Here is a 22,400-nt window from a genome sequence, read left to right as displayed (position 1 = left end):
TGACCTCTGCCTCCGGAGGCTACCGGTCACCAGACTGGCAGTTCAGTACCAGCAAATAGCTGATCGATCTCATCCTGTGATTTCAGCGCCATGGCTTCGTCCACTTTATGGCGGGTCAGATGTGGCGCAAAGCCCTCAATGAAATCGTACATGTAGCTGCGCAAGAAGGTTCCTTTGCGGAAACCTATCTTGGTGGTGCTTGGGCCAAATAAATGCTGCGCGGGAATTGATACTAGATCGGTATCCACTTTCGGGTCGTAGGCCATGCTGGCGATCACCCCGATGCCAAGCCCCATGCGCACATAGGTTTTAATCACGTCGGCATCGGTGGCAGTGAAAACCACTTCCGGCTTAATTCCGGCGGCGCCGAAAGCACGGTCTAATTCGGAACGCCCGGTAAAACCATGGACATAAGTCACTATGGGGTAGTCAGCGAGATCGGTAATGGCTATTTGCAGTTGTTTACTCAACGGATGGTTGGCCGGCACTATGATTGAGCGGTTCCAGTGATAGCACGGCAGCATGATCAAATCGTGGTACAGATGCAGCGCTTCGGTGGCTATAGCAAAATCAGCCCGCCCTTTCGCGGCGGCTTCACTGATTTGTTCCGGCGAGCCTTGGTGCATATGCAGGCTCACCTTCGGATAAGTATGCATAAAGCGTTTTATTACCGGCGGCAAGGCATAGCGCGCCTGGGTATGGGTCGTCGCTATGTTAAGCTTACCCTGGTCCGGTTGGGTGTGTTCATGGGCCACGGCCTTAATCGACTCACACAGAGAAAGGATCTGGGTGGCAACCTGGATGACTTCTTCACCGGCAGGCGTCACATGGGTCAGATGCTTACCACTGCGGCCGAAAATCTGAATACCAAGTTCATCCTCGAGCATGCGCACCTGCTTACTGATCCCGGGCTGCGAGGTAAATAAGCTTTCAGCTGTCGCTGATACATTCAGATTGTGATTTAATACTTCGACGATATAACGGAGTTGCTGAAGCTTCATGGTCAGGCCTGATGCGAATTACTTATTCTAAAAATATATAACACGTTGTCTAGTTATACCAAGTTTAAATTTTGAGGTTTTTGTGAGCAGTCTTCAGGATCAATTAAAAAGTCTGGGTTTTGCACCGTCAGCAGCCGCGCCGGAAGCGGAAAGTGATAAGGGTGTGACTATCGATACCAGCGTCCCGGTGCGGATTCAGCGTCAGACCAAAGGCCGCAAAGGTAAAGGCGTTACCGTAGTAATGGATTTACCGGATCAGCCTGAGTTGTTGCAGGAATATGCCAGCGCGCTGCGCAAAATCTGTGGCGTTGGCGGCTCGGTCAAAAACAGTACTATCGAACTACAGGGCGATCAACGCCAGCCGGCCCAGCAGTGGCTTGAGCAAAAAGGCTTTAAAGTAAAACAGGCCGGCGGTTAAAGCTGATAGGTGAAGACGACCTCGCGTCCGTCATCCTGCCAGCGCAGCTCGCGACAAAGTTGTTTCAGCAGTTCCAGACCACGACCATAACTTTGCTGTGACTGCGCTGCCTTAAGTTCAGTTTCCCAGCCCTCGCCGTTATCCGTAACGGTAAATTCCAGCCGTTCCGTATCCGCATCAAACCGGATCCGAATTCGAACTTTCCCGGCTTCAAGCTCAGATAACCGTTCTGAGCGCAGCTGATAATACTGAGCAAAGCCTTCAGGGCTTCGCTTGAGATTAGAGTCCAGCTTTAACAAGCCATGCTCCAGAGCATTATTATAGGCTTCTGCCAATAACAGGTAGATGGTCGTGCGATGGCTGCGCAGGCTCGGCAATTTGCTAAGCGAATTAACGATATGGCTGACAGGCTCCAGCCGTTGCAAATAGCTAACTTCGAGCTCTGATTCAAAGACAAATGGCAGGCTGCCGTCTTCGCTAGCAGACTTAACTTCGTCAAGGCCGGTTGGGCAGCACTGTAAAATAGCCAGCGACAAGTCATCATGTAAGGGTTGCTCGCCCCGGAAATGCTCTAATTCACGAACGACTTCCGAAAATTCTTCAGGTTCCGGAAAGCGCTTCAGTAAGGATTCAAGTGCCTCCCCACCAAGAAATTCCAGTTTATGGCCAAGCAGTTCAATAACGCCGTCAGTATACAAAGCAATGGAGATGTCAGCGCTGGCCCGGAACGTGGTTACCCTGCTATCGAAATCGTTTTCATCGAGCACACCCAGTGCCATATGTTGAGCGTGCAGCCGATCCAGAATCTTTCCATTACAATCAAACAGTAAGGCGGGCGGCATACCGCCATTCCAGTAGGTTACCCGCTCGCCGTTGGCAGAAAGCTCAAGCAAAAAGCAGGCGCAGAACATATCAGCGGGAAGCAACCGATTCAGGCGGAAGTTAAACTCAGTCACCATTTCAGCGACTGATACGCCCCTGTCCGACATCGCGAAAAAGGCCTGTGAAAGCGGCAGGGCACCGGTCGCGGGAGCCAGCCCATGACCGGTAAAATCGGCCAGCAGCATATAAATATTACCGAGCGGCCCGGGCGCTATCAGACACAGATCGCCATTAAATTTCGATACTGGTGTCAGATAAGTTTTGACATTGGGATAATCGAGATAGTTGCGACTCAGGGCATTACGGAAAATGTGCTCAACCAGCTGGTGCTCGCGATCTATGCGGTTAGCGTGCCAGGCTAGCGCATCGCGGGTCATTCCCAGTTCCAGGCGGACATCCTGCCAGTGCCTTAGCACCTGAACCCTGTGACTCAATAAGCCAGCAGGTTCCGGCCACAAGATAAGGTCGTTGACCAGTCCCTGGCACTGTTCAATGCGCCGGGAGCTATCGGTAATCAGTAAAATAACCGGAGGCTCTAGTAGCTCTGTGCGGCGCCGTCGTGGCCTCGCTTTTTCTTGCTGTAGCGACTCGACAATAGTATCGCAGGCTTCACTGTTGGCGCCCGCCAGGATTAAAACCCGGATTGTCGCCGGCCCCGCCGGCAATTTGCCAAGCGCATCTAATACCTCGCTGGCAAGATCGGAACCATCGTGAATAACCTTCAGGCGATTTTCAGCAAGGCTGACTTCTATCAACTTGGGATACTCAGTGACTACTCAATGACGAAAAGCTTATCGAACCGGGAAATATCCAGAATACTACGAACCTCTGGCCGGCAATTGATAATGTGAATAGCCTTCACAGATTTACCCAGAGATTTCCTCATATTCAACAACATTCCCAGGGCTGAACTGTCCAGGTAGTCCACTTCCCGTAAGTCAATCAGTACAGTTGGCTGTTGCGCGTCTATATCTTGGTAAGCCTGGCGGAATTCCTGAACCAGACTAAAGTCAAACTTACCTTTAATCGCGATAATAAGTTCTTTGCCATCGGTGGAGAACTGTCGGTGTAAGGTCATTAGCTATTGCCTGTTTCAAATAATGTACTCTAAGATATTGCCAACAGAATCCAAACAACACAATAAAAAACCGGGCTATTGCCCGGTTTTTCTTACTATTACTAAAGTTAAGGCTTTTGCTTATATTTTTGATACAGCTGACTATGACGATTGTTCAGATCAACCTGGCTGCCATCAATGAACATGAATTTGATATCCTGACTCAGATGGTTCATCACATCACCTCCGGAAACAATAAGCGAAGCCTGCTTACCTACTTCCAGTGAGCCAATTTTATCAGCCACACCCATTATCTCAGCAGGCTTCAGCGTGATAGCCGCCAGCGCCTGTTGCTGATCCAGACCATAAGCTACGCTATTACCGGCCGCAAAAGCAAGATTGCGGATATCCCAGTAACCGGGATAGCTTATCGCAAAGTTCACACCGGCTTGCGCCAGTATCGCGGGCGTGGAATACGCCTGGTCATAGGCTTCATCATGACGGGTAGGCAGACCATAAGGGGCGCCGTAAACTACGTCAACCTCTGCCGCTGCCAACTCAGTTGCCAGCCGCCAGGCATCCCGGGCGCCCATAAGTACCATGTCAAAACCATACTCACGGCTGAAATCCAGCGCCTGTTCAATCTGGCGCTTATCCTGAGCATGGATATAGAGCTTACTACTTCCATCAAACAAACCAGTCATGGCTTCCCAGCGTAGATCTGTGCCCTGCAACTCTCCAGCCAGTTTGGCTTCGTAATAGGCCTGAGCGTCTATAAATGCGCCATGAAGCTTTTTCAGGGCTTCGGCATTTGCTTTGCGCTGCTCTTCCGGGCTCCGGCGTTCCCACCAGGCGGTGTTAAGGCCTACCCGTGGCCAGCTCAGATGCACACCCATATCCAGCGCTTCAGCAGCGTCTTCAAAGGTCCAGCCGTCGGTTTGTAATAAGCTTGAGCGACCGCGAATCAGATCGCCCTGAGGAACAATCTGCGCATGGGTAATGCCGTTGAAGCGCACCGTCGGAATAACTTCCGAATCCGGGTTGTAGGCAGTGTGACCACTCACCTCTGGGGTAATCGTGCCTACTTCCTCCTGATCGTCAGTCGCCCGGACGGCTTCAATCTCAACCAGCCCCAGAGTCGTATCCATGGCGATCAGCCCAGGATATACATGGCGACCATCAATATTGATCACCCGGGTATTCTCAGGCAGTTCAATATTTTTACCGATTGCAGTAATAACGCCGTTCTCGAATAGCAGATCAGTTTGCGCCTTTATACCGTCAGTGATGGTATAAAGGGTGCCACCCTGCAGCAAAATCGGCTGCTGCTGCGGCTCGCCCGGCACCATGTCATGGGCCGACGCGCTCAGCGCAAAACCTGCGGCCAACACCGCACTCATTAACTTTTTCATTCGTGCTGTCCTCCGTGCAGATGGGCGTGGCCATCGGTCCAGATATCATGGTTATCTTCACAATGCCAGGTCGGCTGCTGCGGCTTGTAGCCATTGCTGGCACCAGCGCGCTCGCTGTCAGGGCTCTGCAATAGTTTCTGAATCAACTGCTGCTTCTCTTGCTCCACTGCCAGCCGGGCCTGTTGATCCTGCTGTCGGTCAAAATATTTACGACCATTGATCCAGGTTTGCTCCGGACGTGCATATGAAGTCAGCGGATGCGCGTTCCACAGAACAAAATCGGCATGTTTACCGGCTTTGATGCTGCCCACGTACGCATCAATTTTCAGCTGTTTAGCCGGATTCAGCGTAACCATCTGCAACGCTTCGTGCTCACCCATACCGCAGTAGGTGACTGATTTAGCCGCCTCGGTATTCAGCCGCCGCTGCAGGTCATTACTATCTGAGTTGATACTCGTCAGTACGCCTTTTTCTGCCATCAGGCAGGCATTGTGCGGAATGGCATCATAGACTTCGAATTTATAAGCCCACCAGTCCGCAAAAGATGATGCTCCGGCACCGTGCTTCGCCATCTCGGTAGCCACTTTGTACCCTTCCAGAATGTGGGTAAAAGTAGTCAGGGTAAAATCGAAATCTTCTGCCAGCCTTAACAACATCAGGATCTCTGACTGCACATAAGAATGGGCGTGAACAAAGCGTTCGCTGTTCAGGATCTCAAGCAGCGTATCCAGACGATAATCGGGACGAGGTGGTGCGATTCTGGCCTGTTCACTCTTGCTCAGCTTGTCATAAGCCAGCTGTCGTGCCCGGTACTCGTGGGCGGCAAGAAAGCCATCACGCATGATCGTTTCCACACCCATGCGGGTTTGCGGATAGCGCACACTGTAGTTGCTGCCCCAGTTGCTCTGTTTGACGTTTTCGCCCAGCGCAAACTTAATGCTCGGTGGCGCGGCGTCAAACTTAATGTCGTTGGCCGTACCACCCCAACGCAGTTTAATCACCTGCGCCTGGCCGCCAATCGGGTTAGCAGAACCATGCAGTAGCTGCGCGGTGGTGGTGCCGCCGGCTAGTGAACGGTAAATATGAATATCTTCGGGGTTAACCACGTCCCCGATACGTACTTCAGAGGTGATGGCTTCCGAGCCTTCGTTAACACCGCGATCAATGGCGATGTGCGAATGCTCATCGATAATACCCGGCGTGACATGCATACCGGTGGCATCAATTTCGAGATAGCCAGAAGGCGTGCGCAGATTTTTACCGACGCGTTCGAAATTACCATCTTTAATCAGGATATCGGTATGTTCTAATACGCCTTCATTGTCGGCGGTCCAGACCGTAGCATTTTTGATGTGCAGGTTCTGCCGCTCCGGCAGGCCATCCAGGCCATAGGCCACATTCGGGAAAGTTACCTTGCTGACATAGCTCACTGCTGTCTCAGCGGAGTCTGCTTCTTTATTTGAATCCGCTGCAGCTGAACGTTGTGCCGTTATCGCTAACTCACGTCCATCCGGGCCAACGGCTACACCGCGATAACCGGTTTCGGTTTGCTGTTCTAAACGAAAACGCCAGGCGCCGTTAACCGCGGCAAATTCGCCGTCCACAACAAACTGCAGGCTTTCTTCATCACGGCTCAGGTTGCGCAGTTTCTGACTGGTGCCAGCATATTCGAGTTCACCGGAAAGAGCTTTATCGCCTTTAATCGAAAGTTCGATTTGCTGGTTGGCAATGTTGAGATCGAACTTGCCACCGAAGTCTGCCTGGCGTAAAGGCTCCAGTTCAACCTCCAGACCCTGTAACCAGACTGATTTGATTTCACCGTTGGTGAACAAATCCCCTTGGGCAATCACGAAGTCAGCGGCATAACCTGGCGCCAGTTTACCGGCTTTATCAGCAACACCCGCGATAAGTGCCGGCACTGTCGTTAACGCCGCTAAGGCACGGTCTTTGTCCAGGCCATGGCGCACCGCTTTGCGTACATTTGGCCAGAAGTCATCTGCTTTCTTCAGTTCATGCAGCGTAAAAGAGAAATCAATGCCGGCCTGCGCCAACGCCGCGGCGTTACCAGGAGCGCGCTCCCAGTGCCGTAAATCTGCCAGACTCACATCCAGATGATCATCGACACCATTAACTTCAGGCGCCGCCGGAAAATTGAGCGGTAAAATGATCGACGAGTTGGTGGCTTTTATTGCCGCCAAGCGTGCATATTCATAGCCTGAACCCAGGTAAGTAACCGGCACGTTAAAGTTGGAGAAAACATCGTGGGCACGCAGCAAGGATTTATCATCGCTGATTTTAAAGACAACACCTTCCTGCTCCACCGGCCCTAACTCAGCCAGCGCCGCATTGTATTCAACCGGACCGTTATGAGCCTGTTTACCAAATGCTTGTTCGTACCAGTTAGCATCAGACAGGGTTTGCCGGATCAGCGCAATAGAGCCCATCAACGAAGATGGATACTGCTGCTTCGAAGTGCCCTTATCAAATGAACCAAAGTGGCGGGCTTCGGCCCGGTAGATGGTATCGTTGGGGATCTTATCTGCCAGTGACACTGTCACGCCCTGACCCTGAAATATACCGTCCAGACGCGCGCTTTGCACGGCAGTAAAACCTTGTTCAATATAAGTTTTGGCCGCTTTCTGGTTATTGGCGTACTCGTCAACCCAGCGCTTCTGAGCATGGATAGCGTCATTCGCCGCGTTACCACCTTCGCGCTTATTATTATATTGCGGTGCTTCGCTGCGATAAGGCGCGCGTTTCGGCTCTTCGACCTCTGGTAAGCCATAATTACTATAAGCATCAATAAAGCCGGGATAAATGGTATGCCCGCTGGCGTCAATGATGCGGGCTCCGGCAGGCGCCTGGTTGTTCGCATCAACGGCGACAACTTTACCATCGCGGATAACCAGGGTCGCATTTTTCAGCTGTTTACCGGGCTCCGTAACAATGGTGGCATTCTGCAATGCGACGAATGTCGGGGTATTATCATGTAACCCTTGAACTGGCGTGGTCTGCGATGCCAATGATACCGCGGGTATCACTGCATAGAGCGCTAACGCCAGTTTGCTCAGGTGCTTACTCCTGCTCATCTGGAATATCCTCTGTGAGATTTTGTAGTATTGTTATCCTGGACTACAGTAAAGGTAACTGCACTATAGACGCAATCCGTTAAGGGATGAAAAGCGCAGTGAAAACGTTAAACCGTCAGACAATGAAGAATAAAACGGAGAAAGTCCATGAAACGGTTATTCGCGTTAACGATGATATCACTACCTGTCAGCCTTTTTGCCGACACAGTGACGGCAAAAACGGCCTTTTATGACGCCGAAAAGGCTGTTACCTACCGGCAGAATGCCTTAAATGTGATGTACCACAACTTTAAAACCATGGGCGATATGATCAAAGGCGATGTACCTTTCGAGTCAGAGATTTTCGCCGAGCGCGCCAGTGACTTTGCCGCCATGACAGCCATTCCCTGGGCCGGCTTTCAGGTTGAAGGTGCCATGCCCGGCACCAATACTGATGCGCTGCCGGAAATCTGGCAAAACTGGGATGACTTTAAACAGCACTATGAACAATTACAGACTGACGCGCAAAACTTGAAGCAGCTTGCCACCGCCGGCGCTTCGCGCACTGAGCTTGGTCAGGCAGTAAAAACCGCGGCCGAGAGCTGTAAGGGCTGTCACGACGACTATCGCGCCGACTAAGCCCCAAAATAATAAAGCGCGCTGGCTATCACCCCGGCTATTAACAAGCCCCAGATACCATTGCGAAGCCGGGGGGCTTTACGGTGAGCGCGTTCATCTTCAAAAGTCTGGTAGCCGTGAATCATGGCCATGGTCAGCCCGATGCCGATCAGCCGGTAGCCAATAATTGCCAGAACATGCAAACCAACAATAGCAAAGATAAAATAGACATTAAGATGATGGATGGTGGTCAGCATATCCTGGGTTGAATCACTGACTAAATACGCCAGCGGCCCGTCGAACAGAATATCGTCAGTCGCAAACAGCCCGGTACCAATCTGAATCAGTAACGCCAGCAAAATTAAGAGCACCGACCACCCCCCAGCAGCATTGTGGGTGGTTTCTTTTTGATGGCGCCCGTCCCGCAACTCGCGGAAATGCTCTATGACCGCCCGCGGGCCGCGTAAAAAAGCACTGAAGCGGGCCGATTCACTACCGATAAAGCCCCAGATAAGACGCGCTACAATTAGCGCTGCCAGGATAAATGCCCCACGCTGGTGCCACTCCATATAACCCTGACTGGCGGTCCATAGCTGAGCAATGATGAGCAGCACCATCAGCCAGTGATAAATGCGAATAAAGCTGTCCCAAATCTTCACCCGGCTCATTTTATTGTCCTTCTGTTTACCCGTTGTCACGAATTTGCTAGGGTTTCACCAGATTTAGTCTAGGATAAAAATTATGAGTGATAAAGGTCCGAAAATATTAGTAGTTGATGACGATTTTGTGTCACTGGAAGTGATTAAATCTATGCTTAGCCATTACCCGTCGCAGGTAATTACTGCCGAGTGCGGTGCCGAGGCGGTCGAAAAAGCGCTGGCAGAGCGGCCCCAGCTGCTATTACTTGATTATGAGCTGCCCGACTTCAATGGCATTGAAGTCTATTGTCGGATCCATGACGAGCTGGGCGAGGGCACTCCGCCCGCCGGCCTGATAACCGGTCATGATGATGAAGAAATTAAAGAACGCTGCACTGCTGCTGGTATTGAGCAACAGTTGAGCAAACCTCTTTCGGTAACCGATTTAACGAATCTGATGCGTATCGCCGGCAAGGCTGAGTAGTCGCTGGGAATCATTCAGAAAGTCAGTCGAAAACTGGCCGAAATAGGCTGCAACCTCAGCGAACTCCCGCAAAAAAGCAGCCTTATCACCTGCTTCCAGCTCACCAATAATAGTGTCAAAACGCTGCAGGTAACGGCGCATCATCGCAAAGTTCTGCGGCTGCGATAAAATAATATCGGCATAGAGCTCAGCATTCTGGGCAAACAGCCGGCCTACCATCATGAGCTCCAGCCGGTAAATCGGTGAGCTCAGCTCAAGTAGCTGCTGCAGGTCAACCCGTTCGCGGGCAAGGTGAACACCATATACGAAGGTGGATAAGTGCCGCATAACCTGAATAAAAGCCATGGCCTGGTCATGGGCGCTTGCTTCAAATTCCTGTAAATTAGCGCCCCAGCGGACAATACTCTCAAGCAACCACTGGTAATGCTCCTGGCCGCGGCCGTGACTGACCACGATAAGCTGCTTAGCCAGCGTCTGCTGCTGTGGGCCGAACATCGGATGCAGCCCGACCACGGGGCCCTGGTGCTTATCCAGCATAGCCTGCAGCGGCGTCTGCTTGATACTGGTGACATCCGCCAACACACAACGCGCAGGTAATTCAGGAAGATCAGCGATAACCTGAGGGGTAATAGCAATAGGCACACTGACGAGAACCAGGTCGGCACCGGCGACAATATCGGCTGCCCGCGGCCAGTCATCTTTATCCAGAATAGCAACGCTGGCACCGGCCGATTCAAACAAGCGGACGAACAGCTGGCCAAGAGCGCCAGCACCACCGACCACCACAATATTTTTGTCCTGCAGGTGTACATCGGCGGCTTGTTGTTGCTGATAGGATTCACGAATAACCCGGCGCAGCACATCTTCGATTAAATCAGGTGACAACCCGACAGCGGCCGCCTGTTGCCGGCGGTCCTCAAGCATTTTTGCTTCACGATCCGGCACATAAAGGGGCTGGCCCAGTTGCCGTTTCACTTTGCCCACCTCGGCCGCCAGCCGACGCCGACGCAGCAACAGTTCAACCAATTCGCCATCGGTTGCGTCAATCTCAGTTCGTAACTGCTCTAGTTGTCGCTGCTCGTCCATTATTACTCCATCACTTAGCCAGGATGTTTAGCAAGCTGCTGCTATTGTGCCTGACTTCAGACATAAAAAAACCCGCCAGAGGCGGGTTTTTTGACTGCACGCAAAATTATGCGCCCAGTTTTTCGCGGATACGCGCAGAACGGCCTGAACGCTCGCGAAGGTAGTAAAGCTTAGCGCGACGAACCGCACCTTTACGCTTCACAACAATGCTGTCGATAATCGGGCTGTGTACCTGGAAGGAACGCTCAACACCTTCACCATTCGACACTTTACGAACGGTAACAGCTGAGTGCAGTCCACGATTACGCTTACCGATAACCACGCCTTCAAATGCCTGAACACGCTCACGGTTACCTTCTTTAACCTTAACATTAACGACCACTGTATCGCCCGGTGCATAAACCGGAAGGTCACTTTTTAACTGCTCATCTTCGATCGCTTTGATCAAATTTTGACTTACTTTTGCCATGATAGCCTCACTTGCCTAGATTAACCGCCCGAGTTGTTGTCAGTGGCCTGATACTGTTGAATGAATTCATCCAGTAAAGCCTGCTGCTCGCCAGTCAGAGCTAGGTTGTTTAATAATTCGGGACGTCGTAACCAGGTTCTGCCCAGAGCCTGCTGCAATCGCCACCGACGAATTTTTTCATGGTTACCACTCAGCAATACTGAGGGAACCTGCTCACCATCTAAAACTTCCGGCCGTGTGTAATGAGGACAATCCAGTAATCCTTCAGCGAACGAATCTTCACTGGCAGAATCCTGATGGCCAAGTACCCCGGGTATTAATCGCGCTACTGCATCAATCAATACCATGGCCGGTAACTCGCCCCCACTTAACACGTAATCACCAATCGACCATTCTTCATCAACATGACGGGTAATAACCCGCTCATCAATGCCTTCATAGCGACCGGCAATCAGGATTAGCTTGTCATGCTCTGCTAATTGCTTAGCGCCGGCATGATCTAGCCTGCGACCCTGAGGTGACAAATAAATCACCTTAGTACTGGCTCCCAGTTCCTGCTTTGCTGCCGCAATCGCATCAGTGAGCGGTTGCACCATCATCAGCATTCCCGGGCCACCGCCATAAGGGCGGTCATCGACAGTGCGATGCCGGTCGTGGGTAAAGTCGCGGGGATTAATGAGTTTAAGCTCAAGAAGCCCGTCACGTACTGCCCTACCGGTCACACCGTTATCTGTAATGGCCTGAAACATTTCAGGAAAAAGGCTTATTACCCCTACCTGCAGTTGTGCAGCCATTAAAAATCCGACGGCCAGTCAACAACAATACGTTTTGCTGCGCGGTCTACAGATTGCACATACTGACTCTGAATAAACGGAATCAGGCGCTCTGACCTGCCAAACGCATCATTGCTGTTCGCTTTCACCACCATCACATCATTCGATGCTGTGGCCATTAGCTGGTCGACAATACCCATGTTATAACCTTCGGTATTTACCACGGTCATCCCAATGAGATCGCGCCAGTAAAACTCATCCTCTGGCAACTCAGGTAACTGTGCGGCCTCAATCACAATATCAGCACCTGTATACACCTGAGCTTTATCGCGATCATCAACACCCGCCAGTTTCGCAATCAGTCCTTTATTATGCCGACGCCATTCTTCGACCTGAACTGTTTGCGGTTTGCCCTGCTTAATAATCTGCCAGGGGCTGTAATCAAAAATGGCTTCCGCATCATCGGTATAGCTTTGAACTTTAAGCCAACCCTTTACGCCGTAAACTGCGCCAAGCTGGCCAATAACGACGGTTTCAGATGTTGAGTTCATAGCCACCAGATGCGTTTAAATTAATACTTAAGCTGCGCTACGCGCATCTTTGATCAGCTTGTTTACGCGCTCAGATAAAGTTGCGCCGTTGCCCACCCAGTGGTCAACACGATCTAAATCAACACGCAATTTTTCTTCCTGGCCGCGGGCAAGCGGATTAAAAAAGCCGACATTTTCAATAAAACGACCGTCGCGGGCATTGCGACTGTCAGTTACTACCATCTGGTAGAATGGGCGCTTTTTAGCGCCGCCACGTTGTAAACGAATGGTTACCATTACGTTCCTCGATACAGTTTTTAATGTTAAGTAAATAAAAAAGCCTCCGACACGGACGAGCCTGAGTCAGAGAGCCCGGCAATTCTACTGATTTTTTGCCTGAATGCAAGTTTTCTCTGGCGTGGAGCCTTGCCTCAGTCAGCAGACTGCCTACCGTTTTGGGAGCATCCCCGGAGGCATTTTGCCACCCATACCGCCAAGGCCGCGCATCATTTTTGCCATGCCACCGCCTTTCATTTTTTTCATCATCTTCTGCATCTGCATAAATTGCTTCAGCAGTTTATTCACATCCTGCACCTGAGTGCCCGACCCTGCGGCGATCCGACGCTTACGTGAACCTTTAATTAAATCAGGGTGTTCACGCTCTTTCGGGGTCATGGAATTAATAATAGCTTCCATGCGCACGGTCATTTTGTCGTCCAGCTGGCCTTTCACCTGTGAGCTGATGTTGCCCATGCCCGGCATTTTATCCATCAGGCCCATCATGCCGCCCATATCGCGCATCTGCGCCAGCTGATCGCGGAAATCTTCCAGCGAGAATTTACCCTGCTTCATTACTTTGCGGGCTACTTTCTCAGCTTTGTCGCGATCGACCTTGGTTTCCAGCTCATCAATCAGCGACAGCACATCACCCATACCAAGGATACGCGAAGCGACCCGCTCAGGATGGAACGGCTCCAGTGCACTGTTCTTTTCGCCAACACCGAGGAATTTGATCGGCTGACCGGTAATATGGCGGATTGACAATGCCGCGCCACCACGTGCGTCGCCATCGACTTTAGTCAGAATGACACCGGTTAGCGGTAAGGCTTCACTGAATGCTTTCGCCGTATTGGCAGCATCCTGACCCGTCATGGCATCAACCACAAACAGGGTTTCAATTGGCTTTACGGCGCTATGTAACTGCTGGATTTCAGTCATCATGACTTCATCAATAGCAGTACGGCCGGCGGTATCTACCAGCACCACATCAAGGAACTTCTTGCGGGCGTAATCAATTGCGGCCTGGGCAATAGCCACGGGCTTCTGTTCTGTGGACGAGGGGAAAAACTCAACATCAACTTCGGCGGCGAGTGTCTGCAATTGTTTGATTGCCGCCGGACGGTATACGTCCGCGCTCACTACCAGAACTTTCTTCTTGTGCTTTTCGCGCAGATGGCGCGCCAGCTTACCCACGCTGGTGGTTTTACCCGCGCCCTGCAGCCCCGCCATCAGAATCACCGCAGGTGGCTGCGTGCTCAGGTTAAGAGGAACATTCCCCTCGCCCATTGCGTGCTCGAGTTCCTGCTGTACGATTTTAATAAACACCTGGCCAGGGGTAAGGCTCTTATTCACCTCAGCGCCAATCGCCCGCTCTTTGACGCGACTAATAAAATCGCGCACCACGGGCAGTGCCACGTCAGCTTCGAGCAATGCCATGCGCACTTCACGCAAGGTATCTTTAATATTGTCTTCTGTCAGCCGGCCGCGACCACCGATTGATTTGAGTGACTGTGTCAGTCGTTGGCTTAAGTTTTCAAACATGCCGATGCATCCAATCTACTGCGTTAATTAGTCCAATTTATATCGCGACCAGTATACCTTAAATCAAGCAAAGTTTCTTGCCCCTATTGGGTTTCATTGTGACAATGCATATACTTGCTTAACATTTTACCGAGTCAGGTTAGGTCATGTTGATATTGCTGCTTATCACGCTGTTATTATATCTCGCCAGTGCGCTGGTGCTGTGGCGCCGCCTGGCTCATCGTACGGGTCCTCTGGTATGGCAACAGTTACTCCCTTTCGCCGCTGTGCTCAGCCACGGCTTACTGCTCTGGCAGTATCTTGGCGCTGATGACTTTGACCACCTTAATATTACCAGTAGCCTGAGTTGCGTCGCTTTCTTTCTGGCGCTGTTATCGCTGGTCCGCCAGAACAAATCCGGTGGCTTACTGTTACGTCCAGTGATCTATCTGTTTGCCGCAGTAACCAGCGTATTACTGTTGATCAGCCCGGTGAGCTGGGGTGCGCAACTGGATAATGATTATGGCCTGGCAATTCACATTGTACTTTCGTTGATCGCGTATGCAGTACTGCTATTAGCAACCCTTTATGCAGTGCAGTTACTTTATCTGACTTACTTGCTCAAACAACACAAAATAAATGCTGTCGCCAGTTACCTGCCGCCGCTAATGACGGTGGAGCGTTATTTTTTCCGACTGGTCAGTACCGGCACCCTGATGTTAATTGCGGCCTTAGTAAGCGGCTTTGTTTTTCTTGATAATATGTTTATTCAGGGCCAATCCCATAAAACGATTTTAAGTAGTATTGCCGCCATCATTTATCTTGCAGTGGTCTATCTGCACGGAGTTCGTGGTATCCGCGGGCGGAGCCTGGTCATTGCCAGTGTTGTTGCCAGTGTTATCCTGACCCTCGCCTATTTTGGCAGCCGTTTCGTCAAGGATGTACTGCTGGCAGCCTGACATCCGGCGTGATTTTATCGCGGTTTACTTGACTTGGCGGTCAGGCTGATTACATTAAGCAACTGAACTTCTACTACAGGTATCATTTTTGGACGAAATAGCCACTTCGACGCTGCTGATTATACTCGGCGTGCTCTTGTTCCTCTCTGCATATTTCTCGGGTTCCGAAACGGGCATGATGTCGGTGAACCGCTACCGATTGCGCCATCTGGCGCAGCAGGACCATAAAGGTGCCAAGCGGGTACAATATCTGCTGGATCGTCCGGATCGCCTTATTGGCTTGATACTAATCGGCAATAACCTGGTGAATATCGCTGCTTCAGCGATAGCGACTATCCTCTGTTTACGTTGGTTCGGCGATGCCGGTATTCTGGTAGCGACCTTAGGATTAACAGTGGTGGTGCTTATTTTTGCCGAAATCACGCCAAAAACAATAGCTGCGCTGCACCCCGAGCGGGTGGCTTTTCCCAGTTCCGTGATCCTCAAGCCGTTGCTGACAATCATGTATCCACTGGTTGCTGCGATTAATTTCATCACGAATGGCTTTATGCGCCTGCTTGGTATAAATCCCCGCAACGTGGCCGGGCGTGACGCACTGAGCAGTGAAGAACTCCGCACTGTGGTTAATGAAGCAAACTCAATGATTCCCCGCGGCCACCAGGAAATGCTTATCAGCATTCTGGACCTTGAAAAAGTGACCGTTGAAGACGTGATGATTCCGCGCGCGGAAATCAGCGGCATCGATGCGCAGGATGATCTGAAAGTTATTATCCGGCAGCTATCTCAAGCCCAACATACCCGTCTGTTGCTTTATCGAAACGAGATTGACGATGCGATTGGCTTTTTACATGCTCGCGACATCATGCAACTGGTGACTAAGGCCAGTAGCGAAATTGATAAGGCTGAGGTGATACGTGCAGCTCGGGATATCTATTACATTCCCGAAGGAACACCACTGAATGTCCAGTTGCTCAAGTTCCAGCGCAGCAAAGAACGCATTGGCCTGGTGGTCGATGAGTACGGCGATATTCAGGGCCTGGTAACGCTGGAAGATATTCTGGAAGAGATCGTCGGCGATTTCACCACCAGCATTTCACCCCCACCAAGTGAGTCAGTGATTATTCAGCCGGACGGCTCTGTATTGGTTGAAGGCGTTGCCAACATTCGAGACTTAAATAAAGAACTGAACTGGAATTTACCAACAGATGGACCTAAAACCGTCAGCGGACTGATAATAGAGCAGTTAGGCGATATTCCCCGTCAACCGCTTTGCATGCGTATTGAAAGTTATGCCCTCGAGGTGATTGAGAGCGGTGAGCATATGGTCAAGCTGGTGCGGTTTTTGCCGGATTATTTCTTGTCGGGGTCCGACTAACCTGTCAGTCGAAAAATATGTGCCACAGCCAGCTGCGCTGCAGGTCTTCCTCACAGCCCCGTAATTGTGCCCCGTATGTGCCCGCGCGCTGCTTAACCCGGCGCGCGACCTTAATTAACCAGGGCTTTTTAAGGTAAGTCTGGCGACGGTAGCCGCCCCAGCCTTCATGGTAGTTAAGATACTGGGCATAAGCGTCCCACTTGGAAACACCGTTTACTTTTGCACTTTTAGCAATAAACCAGCCCATGAAATCAATCGCATCATCAAAACTGTCGCGCGAGGCCCAGTTATTACCGGTTTCCCGTTGATAATCAGCCCAGGTTGGCGTCTTGGCCTGGGAGTAACCATAAGCGCTGCTGACCCGGCCCCAGGGGATCACCCATAAGATATAGTCCCGCGGCGGCTTAGCGTCATGCTTAAACGAGCTTTCCTGATACATCATAGCCATGGGTACTTGTATCGGCACCCCGTATTTCTTACTCATCCGGTTAGCCGCATCGTACCAGTCACGCTTTTCAAAAAACACTTCACAGAGGTCGTCAGGTTTTTGTGGTGGCGCGGTACTGCAACCCATTAGCACAACCACACTACTCAACAGAGCGATCCGCACGGCCTGCTGGAGCAATCCGCCGTTCATCAGAGACACTCCGGACTGGCGCAGGCAGCGCGACGAAAATATTCAGTCAGGAAATCATCAAATGAGCTGCCGGCATCCGCTTGTTCGCGCTCCCTTTGCTGCTGCAATGATAATTCGGTCCAGCCAGAAAAGTCCGCCTCACTGTAATAGCTCAGAGGCTGAGCCATAGCGTCCCGATACTGACGGGCAAGCTGCATTCCCAGCTCGTTATTATCGATGTTCTCTTGTTTCAGTATCCGCAAAAACTGACCCGAGAGGGTTAGCTCCGGATTCAGCACCGCGCGGTACTGCTCAGCTACGGTTTGTTGGTAATCCTTGCTACCGTGCGCTCCATCGAATGCTGCGGCAATATCCTGGAAATCCGCAAAAAGCTCTTCCAGCCAGTCGGCGATCGGTCGCTCATACCCCTCGGTCAACAAGCTCAGACGAGGATTACGGCCATCCAGTACCACCCGGTTGAAATTACGATCAGCTTCCTGTTGCTGTTCCAGGCTGAGACGCGGGCTGGGCCGCAACAGACAGTACATTAGCAGCAGGTCAAGCAGCCGGATCTGCTGCGCGGTAATGCCGATCGGGCTAAACGGATTGACATCCAACGCCCGCACTTCGATATACTCAACCCCGCCACGCTCAAGCGCCTGGGTTGGCGTTTCGCCTGCTCGCGCGACCCGCTTTGGTCTGATCGGTGCGTAGAACTCATTCTCAATCTGCAGAATACTGTCGTTCAATTGCTGATATTCGCCGTCAACTTTTATTCCCAGCTTGCCAAACACACGGGAGGGGGTGGTAATTGCCCGGCGCAGACCATGTATATACTCTTCGACCGAGTTATAGGTGATTTTCAAATCTGCCTGTTCGCGATTGGTATAGCCTAAATCACTCATCCGTAACGACGTACTGTAAGGCCGGTACAGAGTACCTTTGCCATGCTCTTTAAACTCGATATCACCTTCGGCGTGCTTCAGGAAGGATTTACACACCGCCGGCGACGCACCGAACAAATACGGAATAACCCAGCAAATACGTTTGTAGTTGCGGATTAAATCAAAGTAACGGCGCGAAATATAATGCGCATCGGCGGTGGTGTTATCGGCGGCAGCCAACTGCTCCCAAATCGCTTGGGGTACGGAAAAATTGTAGTGCACGCCGGAGATTATCTGCATGCCACCGCCATAGCGTTGGGTTAACCCCTTGCGATAAAGGGTCTTCATCTGACCTATATGGGAACTACCGTAACGGGCAATATGGATATCGCCCACATCGCCGACAAAGCATGGCATACTCAGTGGCCACAACAAATCCTCACCTAAATGGCGATAGCTGTACTTATGAATATCTTCAAGCTGTTGCAACGTCACCGTAATGCTTTGCGCTACCGGCGTAATAAACTCCATTAACATTTCCGCATAGTCAGTAGTAATATACGGGTGTGTTAACGCCGCGCCCAAGGCCGGAGGATGCTCAGTAACGGCCAGTTTCCCCTGCGGAGTAATACGCAGGCACTCGCGCTCAATACCCCGGCTGATTTGCGTTAACGCCTCACGGTTAGCGGGTTCAGCGAGAAGCTTCAACGAACTGGAAAATGGTGACTGCAAAAGTATATCCTGCCTTATAACGCAATTCGGTAACTAATGCCGAAAGCTTACTGGGAAATAACCCGCTAGTCCATGCCAGCAACGGCAAAAAGCAGTAATTTCGTGACTTGGCGTCAGGCACTACGCATGGCATGATAGCCCGATACTTTATAAGGTAAAATGCCCAACTATGTCCGTTAGCTCAGTTTGGAACTGGCTCCGCAGCCGCTTTAGCAAGCATCAGGCACAATCAGGTTCGCCGACTCCGTCGGCGACCGAACTTGCTCAATTGGAGGAAATGCAGCGGGCGATCCGCAGCGCTGAACAAGCCAACCAGGCTAAAAGTGAGTTTCTGGCCAACATGAGCCATGAGATCCGTACCCCGATCAATGCCATTCTGGGCATGACGCAACTGTCCTTAAAAACCGATCTAAACGAAAAGCAACGGGGTTACTTAAAATCGATTGAAAGCTCTTCGCGGATGTTGCTTGGCATCATTAATGATCTGCTGGACTTTTCAAAGCTCGAAGCCGATAAGCTGACGATTGAGGCAATTCCTTTTGACCTGGAAGAAGTACTCGCTAACCTTGCGGATATGTTTGCCTACCGCGCTCATGATAAAGACCTGGAATTTATCATCAGTTTACCCACCAATATTCCCACCCGTCTTATTGGTGACCCGCTGCGGATCAATCAGGTGCTGGTTAACCTCGTCAGTAACGCGATAAAGTTTACTGAGCACGGCGAAATTGTCGTCTCGGCCACGCTGCTTGATTTTGATTCCGAAGAAGTCTACCTGCGCTTATCCGTAACCGATACCGGCATAGGTATGGATGAAGAGCAACGCGCACGTCTTTTTCAGGCCTTTTCTCAGGCGGACAGTTCAACCACCCGCAAGTTCGGCGGAACCGGCCTGGGCCTGGCCATCAGCCAGCGCATCGTCAAGTTAATGAACCAACACGGACTGGGGGTAATCAGCAGCCTCGGTCAGGGCTCGACCTTTTTCCTCGAACTCAAATTACCACTACAGCAGGAGCAGGATACCAGTGGCCACAGTCTGTTACTTCCGCGCCTGGCTGGCAAGCGGGTTCTGGCGATAGAAGATAACCTGACTACCCGCGAAATGCTGACCGAACTGCTGCGTAGTTACCAGGTCGATATCCGTACCTGTCGCACAGCCGAAGAAGGCTTCGAACTGATCCGACAACAGCAATTTGATGTCTGTATTGTCGACTGGCAGCTGCCCGGAATTAGCGGCCTCGATTTCTGTCGCGAGATGCAGGGGTATGAGGATGCACCCCGCCTTATTCTGGCTACCAGCTTTCACGCCAGCGAACTCATCAGTGCAGCCCATCAGGCGGGGGTCGCGGACCACTTAGTCAAGCCTTATACCAGCTCGGCAGTCATCAGAGTGCTCTGTTCAGCACTTACCATTACCGCGCAGGAACAGCGCCGGGATCCGCTCGGCTTGCCTGGTGAGCTGCGCGGCGCACCGGTATTGCTGGTTGAGGACAACGATATTAATCAGCATATCGCGCGCGAAATGCTTGAGCAGGCCGGTTTACAGGTTGACATAGCCAAACATGGTGAAGAAGCGCTCGCACGCGTAGCGAAGCGCGACTACGCGCTCATATTTATGGATATTCAGATGCCGGTAATGGACGGTCTCACAGCAGCACAGCGCATTCGCTCACGATATTCATACCGGCAGTTACCCATTATCGCGATGACTGCCAATACCAGCCCCGAGGATGTTGAGAGCTCGCTGGCCGCGGGTATGCAGGATCACCTCAGCAAGCCCATTGATGAGCAACTGCTTTATCAGGCGGTAGACAAGTGGTGTTTACGCGGTAATTACGACAAAACCCCTGACAACAGCGCGGCAGAACCGCAGCAGCCTGCAACCGCAACGGAGATTAGCTATCCTCATCATCGTGATATCGATTTCGCCGGCGCCATGAACCGGCTGCAGCACAATGTCGCTTTATATGTATCGTTGGTGGAACGTCTGCATCGGGAGTATCAGGAAGCACCACTGCGGGTGGTAGACTTTCTGGCTAAAGGCCAGCACGATCAGGCCCGGCGCTTTTTTCACTCGCTAAAGGGCGCTGCAGCCAACCTTGGTCTGACGCGCCTGCAGGCAGCAGCGAGTACGCTGGAGCAATATATGAAAGAAGGACAAGTTGATTTGCTGGCTGATCACATCACCCGGCTTGATCCTTTGTTGGAACAGGCCCGACAGGCTGCCTCGGATTTAGCACTCTGGCATCAACGCCAGCAACAAAACAGGAATTCATCATGACGCGTTTTTTATTTTTAATACCCCTGGTGCTGTCCGTGTTATGGATAGTTTATTTATTTTCTAACGGGCAAACACTGCGCCAGGGGCTGCGTGGATTCATTTATATCGCGGTGATCAGCGGTTTTATTGCGGTGGTCTATACACTTTTATTGTTTCTCACCGGACGCTCCTGAGGGAGCGCCCTAGCCGACCAGCGCTAATAGCAGGCCGGCAGCAACTGCCGACCCCAGTACGCCGGCAACGTTCGGCCCCATCGCATGCATCAGCAGGAAATTACTGGGATTTGCCTCCAGCCCGACTTTATTAACCACGCGTGCTGCCATTGGGACCGCCGAAACACCAGCTGCACCGATTAACGGGTTAATCGGTTTACTGCTAAAGCGCGCCATAACCTTGGCCATCAGCACGCCCGAAGCCGTACCCACCCCGAACGCAACTGCACCAAGTGCCAGAATCCCCAGCGTTTGCACTGACAAAAACTCTGCTGCGGATAGTTTGGAGCCAACCGCCAGCCCGAGGAAAATAGTAACTATGTTAATCAACTCGTTCTGGGCCGTCTTGCTCAGCCGGTCAACAACTCCGGCTTCACGCATCAGGTTGCCCAGACAGAACATACCTATCAGTGGTGTGGCTGTGGGTAGCACCAGCAGGGTCAAAAAGAGTACCGCCAACGGAAATAGGATTTTCTCACGCCGGCCCACCGGCCGTAACTGTTCCATTTTTACCGCGCGCTCTTCTTTGGTGGTCAGCAATTTCATAATGGGCGGCTGAATGATGGGGACTAGCGCCATATAGGAATAAGCCGCTACCGCTATAGCACCAAGTAATTCAGGGGCCAGCCGCGAGGCAAGGAAAATTGCCGTGGGACCATCAGCACCACCGATAATCGCGATCGCAGAAGCATCGGCCAGCGTAAAATTAAAGCCGGGTAACGCGTTGAGGGCAATTGCACCGAGCAGGGTCGCAAAGATGCCAAACTGTGCCGCTGCGCCTAGCAACAGTGTGCGGGGATTGGCGAGTAACGGCCCAAAATCCGTCAGCGCGCCTACGCCCATAAATATCAGCAGCGGAAAAATCCCCGTTTCGATACCGACCAGATAAATATAGTACAGCAGTCCACCCGGTTCGTTTAAACCGGCCAGGGGGATATTGGCGAGAATAGCGCCAAAGCCGATTGGCAACAGCAGCAAAGGCTCAAACTTCTTACTGATCGCAAGATAAAGCAGAGTAGCGCCCACCAACATCATGGCGGCCTGGCCCCAGGTAAAAGCTGAGAGCGCCGTGCTGTTCCATAATATCATCCACCGTTCCATCGGC

The 22,400-nt window shown here is 51.6% G+C and carries 22 protein-coding genes; 7 read left to right on the top strand and 15 right to left on the bottom strand.

The features are described from left to right. Positions 1-26: 26 nt before the first annotated feature. Complete coding sequence (gene cysB / locus R3196_RS06670; RefSeq protein ID WP_318935975.1) at positions 27-1,001, bottom strand: HTH-type transcriptional regulator CysB; 975 nt, start codon at positions 999-1,001, stop codon at positions 27-29. A gap of 82 nt (positions 1,002-1,083) precedes the next feature. Between cysB and R3196_RS06665 the strand changes: the two genes are divergently transcribed. Beyond that, positions 1,084-1,419 carry a stress response translation initiation inhibitor YciH gene (locus tag R3196_RS06665; protein WP_318935974.1) on the top strand — a complete coding sequence of 112 codons (336 nt, stop codon included), beginning with the start codon at positions 1,084-1,086 and terminating at the stop codon, positions 1,417-1,419. Here R3196_RS06665 and R3196_RS06660 read toward each other — a convergent pair. From R3196_RS06660 to R3196_RS06645, 4 genes are all read right to left on the bottom strand, one after another. Beyond that, the gene (locus R3196_RS06660) at positions 1,416-3,056 is read right to left on the bottom strand and encodes an ATP-binding SpoIIE family protein phosphatase (protein WP_318935973.1); all 1,641 of its coding nucleotides are present in this window, start codon (positions 3,054-3,056) and stop codon (positions 1,416-1,418) included. The two genes, R3196_RS06665 and R3196_RS06660, sit on opposite strands and share 4 nt — an antisense overlap. 17 nt (positions 3,057-3,073) lie before the next feature. Continuing rightward, positions 3,074-3,379 (bottom strand): STAS domain-containing protein, encoded by a 306-nt coding sequence (locus R3196_RS06655; protein WP_318935972.1) that lies wholly within the window; start codon positions 3,377-3,379, stop codon positions 3,074-3,076. 107 nt (positions 3,380-3,486) lie between these two features. Further along, the gene (locus R3196_RS06650) at positions 3,487-4,770 is read right to left on the bottom strand and encodes an amidohydrolase family protein (RefSeq protein WP_318935971.1); all 1,284 of its coding nucleotides are present in this window, start codon (positions 4,768-4,770) and stop codon (positions 3,487-3,489) included. Further along, positions 4,767-7,859, bottom strand: coding sequence for an amidohydrolase family protein (locus tag R3196_RS06645; protein WP_318935969.1), 3,093 nt, complete (start codon positions 7,857-7,859; stop codon positions 4,767-4,769). The genes R3196_RS06650 and R3196_RS06645 overlap by 4 nt, the downstream gene beginning before the upstream one ends. A gap of 147 nt (positions 7,860-8,006) precedes the next feature. On the opposite strand from R3196_RS06645, the gene R3196_RS06640 reads away from it, so the two are divergent. Continuing rightward, positions 8,007-8,477: a cytochrome c gene (locus R3196_RS06640; RefSeq protein ID WP_318935968.1), complete on the top strand. Its 471-nt coding sequence runs from the start codon at positions 8,007-8,009 to the stop codon at positions 8,475-8,477. On the opposite strand, the gene R3196_RS06635 is transcribed toward R3196_RS06640, so the two are convergent. Next, a complete protein-coding gene (locus tag R3196_RS06635) occupies positions 8,474-9,124 on the bottom strand; it encodes a cytochrome b/b6 domain-containing protein (RefSeq protein ID WP_318935967.1) in 651 nt (216 codons plus the stop codon). The genes R3196_RS06640 and R3196_RS06635 overlap by 4 nt on opposite strands. A gap of 73 nt (positions 9,125-9,197) precedes the next feature. Here R3196_RS06635 and R3196_RS06630 point away from each other — a divergent pair, with 73 nt between their 5' ends. Continuing rightward, positions 9,198-9,578, top strand: a complete 381-nt coding sequence (locus R3196_RS06630) for a response regulator (protein ID WP_318935966.1) — start codon at positions 9,198-9,200, stop codon at positions 9,576-9,578. Here the strand turns inward: R3196_RS06630 and tyrA are convergent. The 6 genes from tyrA to ffh form a co-directional block, all read right to left on the bottom strand. Then, the gene (gene tyrA / locus R3196_RS06625) at positions 9,540-10,664 is read right to left on the bottom strand and encodes a bifunctional chorismate mutase/prephenate dehydrogenase (protein WP_318935964.1); all 1,125 of its coding nucleotides are present in this window, start codon (positions 10,662-10,664) and stop codon (positions 9,540-9,542) included. The two genes, R3196_RS06630 and tyrA, sit on opposite strands and share 39 nt — an antisense overlap. Before the next feature lie 106 nt (positions 10,665-10,770). Continuing rightward, on the bottom strand, positions 10,771-11,133 hold the full coding sequence (gene rplS, locus R3196_RS06620) for a 50S ribosomal protein L19 (protein ID WP_318935963.1): 363 nt from the start codon (positions 11,131-11,133) through the stop codon (positions 10,771-10,773). 20 nt (positions 11,134-11,153) lie between these two features. Next, complete coding sequence (trmD, locus tag R3196_RS06615) at positions 11,154-11,927, bottom strand: tRNA (guanosine(37)-N1)-methyltransferase TrmD (RefSeq protein WP_318935962.1); 774 nt, start codon at positions 11,925-11,927, stop codon at positions 11,154-11,156. Further along, the gene (rimM, locus tag R3196_RS06610; RefSeq protein ID WP_318935961.1) at positions 11,927-12,457 is read right to left on the bottom strand and encodes a ribosome maturation factor RimM; all 531 of its coding nucleotides are present in this window, start codon (positions 12,455-12,457) and stop codon (positions 11,927-11,929) included. Before rimM ends, trmD begins: the two co-directional genes overlap by 1 nt. Positions 12,458-12,484: 27 nt before the next feature. Next, positions 12,485-12,733, bottom strand: a complete 249-nt coding sequence (gene rpsP / locus R3196_RS06605; protein WP_034776758.1) for a 30S ribosomal protein S16 — start codon at positions 12,731-12,733, stop codon at positions 12,485-12,487. Positions 12,734-12,883: 150 nt separating this feature from the next. Beyond that, complete coding sequence (gene ffh, locus R3196_RS06600; protein ID WP_318935960.1) at positions 12,884-14,257, bottom strand: signal recognition particle protein; 1,374 nt, start codon at positions 14,255-14,257, stop codon at positions 12,884-12,886. Positions 14,258-14,403: 146 nt separating this feature from the next. On the opposite strand from ffh, the gene R3196_RS06595 reads away from it, so the two are divergent. Both R3196_RS06595 and R3196_RS06590 read left to right on the top strand, forming a co-directional pair. After that, a complete protein-coding gene (locus R3196_RS06595) occupies positions 14,404-15,195 on the top strand; it encodes an inner membrane protein YpjD (RefSeq protein WP_318935959.1) in 792 nt (263 codons plus the stop codon). An 88-nt stretch (positions 15,196-15,283) separates the two neighbouring features. Beyond that, complete coding sequence (locus R3196_RS06590) at positions 15,284-16,570, top strand: HlyC/CorC family transporter (protein WP_318935958.1); 1,287 nt, start codon at positions 15,284-15,286, stop codon at positions 16,568-16,570. Between the two features lie 4 nt (positions 16,571-16,574). Here the strand turns inward: R3196_RS06590 and R3196_RS06585 are convergent, their stop codons facing one another. Both R3196_RS06585 and gshA read right to left on the bottom strand, forming a co-directional pair. Beyond that, on the bottom strand, positions 16,575-17,207 hold the full coding sequence (locus R3196_RS06585) for a hypothetical protein (RefSeq protein ID WP_318935957.1): 633 nt from the start codon (positions 17,205-17,207) through the stop codon (positions 16,575-16,577). After that, entirely contained in the window at positions 17,207-18,802 is a 1,596-nt protein-coding gene (gshA, locus tag R3196_RS06580) for a glutamate--cysteine ligase (protein ID WP_318935956.1), read from the bottom strand. Before gshA ends, R3196_RS06585 begins: the two co-directional genes overlap by 1 nt. A 169-nt stretch (positions 18,803-18,971) precedes the next feature. Here gshA and R3196_RS06575 point away from each other — a divergent pair, with 169 nt between their 5' ends. Next, positions 18,972-21,083 carry a response regulator gene (locus tag R3196_RS06575; RefSeq protein ID WP_318935955.1) on the top strand — a complete coding sequence of 704 codons (2,112 nt, stop codon included), beginning with the start codon at positions 18,972-18,974 and terminating at the stop codon, positions 21,081-21,083. Next, positions 21,080-21,256, top strand: coding sequence for a hypothetical protein (locus R3196_RS06570; RefSeq protein WP_318935953.1), 177 nt, complete (start codon positions 21,080-21,082; stop codon positions 21,254-21,256). The genes R3196_RS06575 and R3196_RS06570 overlap by 4 nt, the downstream gene beginning before the upstream one ends. Positions 21,257-21,265: 9 nt before the next feature. Here R3196_RS06570 and R3196_RS06565 read toward each other — a convergent pair whose 3' ends face one another. Beyond that, positions 21,266-22,396 carry a sodium ion-translocating decarboxylase subunit beta gene (locus R3196_RS06565; protein ID WP_318935952.1) on the bottom strand — a complete coding sequence of 377 codons (1,131 nt, stop codon included), beginning with the start codon at positions 22,394-22,396 and terminating at the stop codon, positions 21,266-21,268. Between the last annotated feature and the right edge of the window lie 4 nt (positions 22,397-22,400).

Origin of the sequence: Pseudidiomarina sp., from assembly GCF_033722695.1 — a bacterium.
Lineage (GTDB): Bacteria > Pseudomonadota > Gammaproteobacteria > Enterobacterales > Alteromonadaceae > Pseudidiomarina.
Note: the sequence above shows the minus strand (reverse complement) of the source record. Positions and strands in the feature narration are given on the sequence as shown.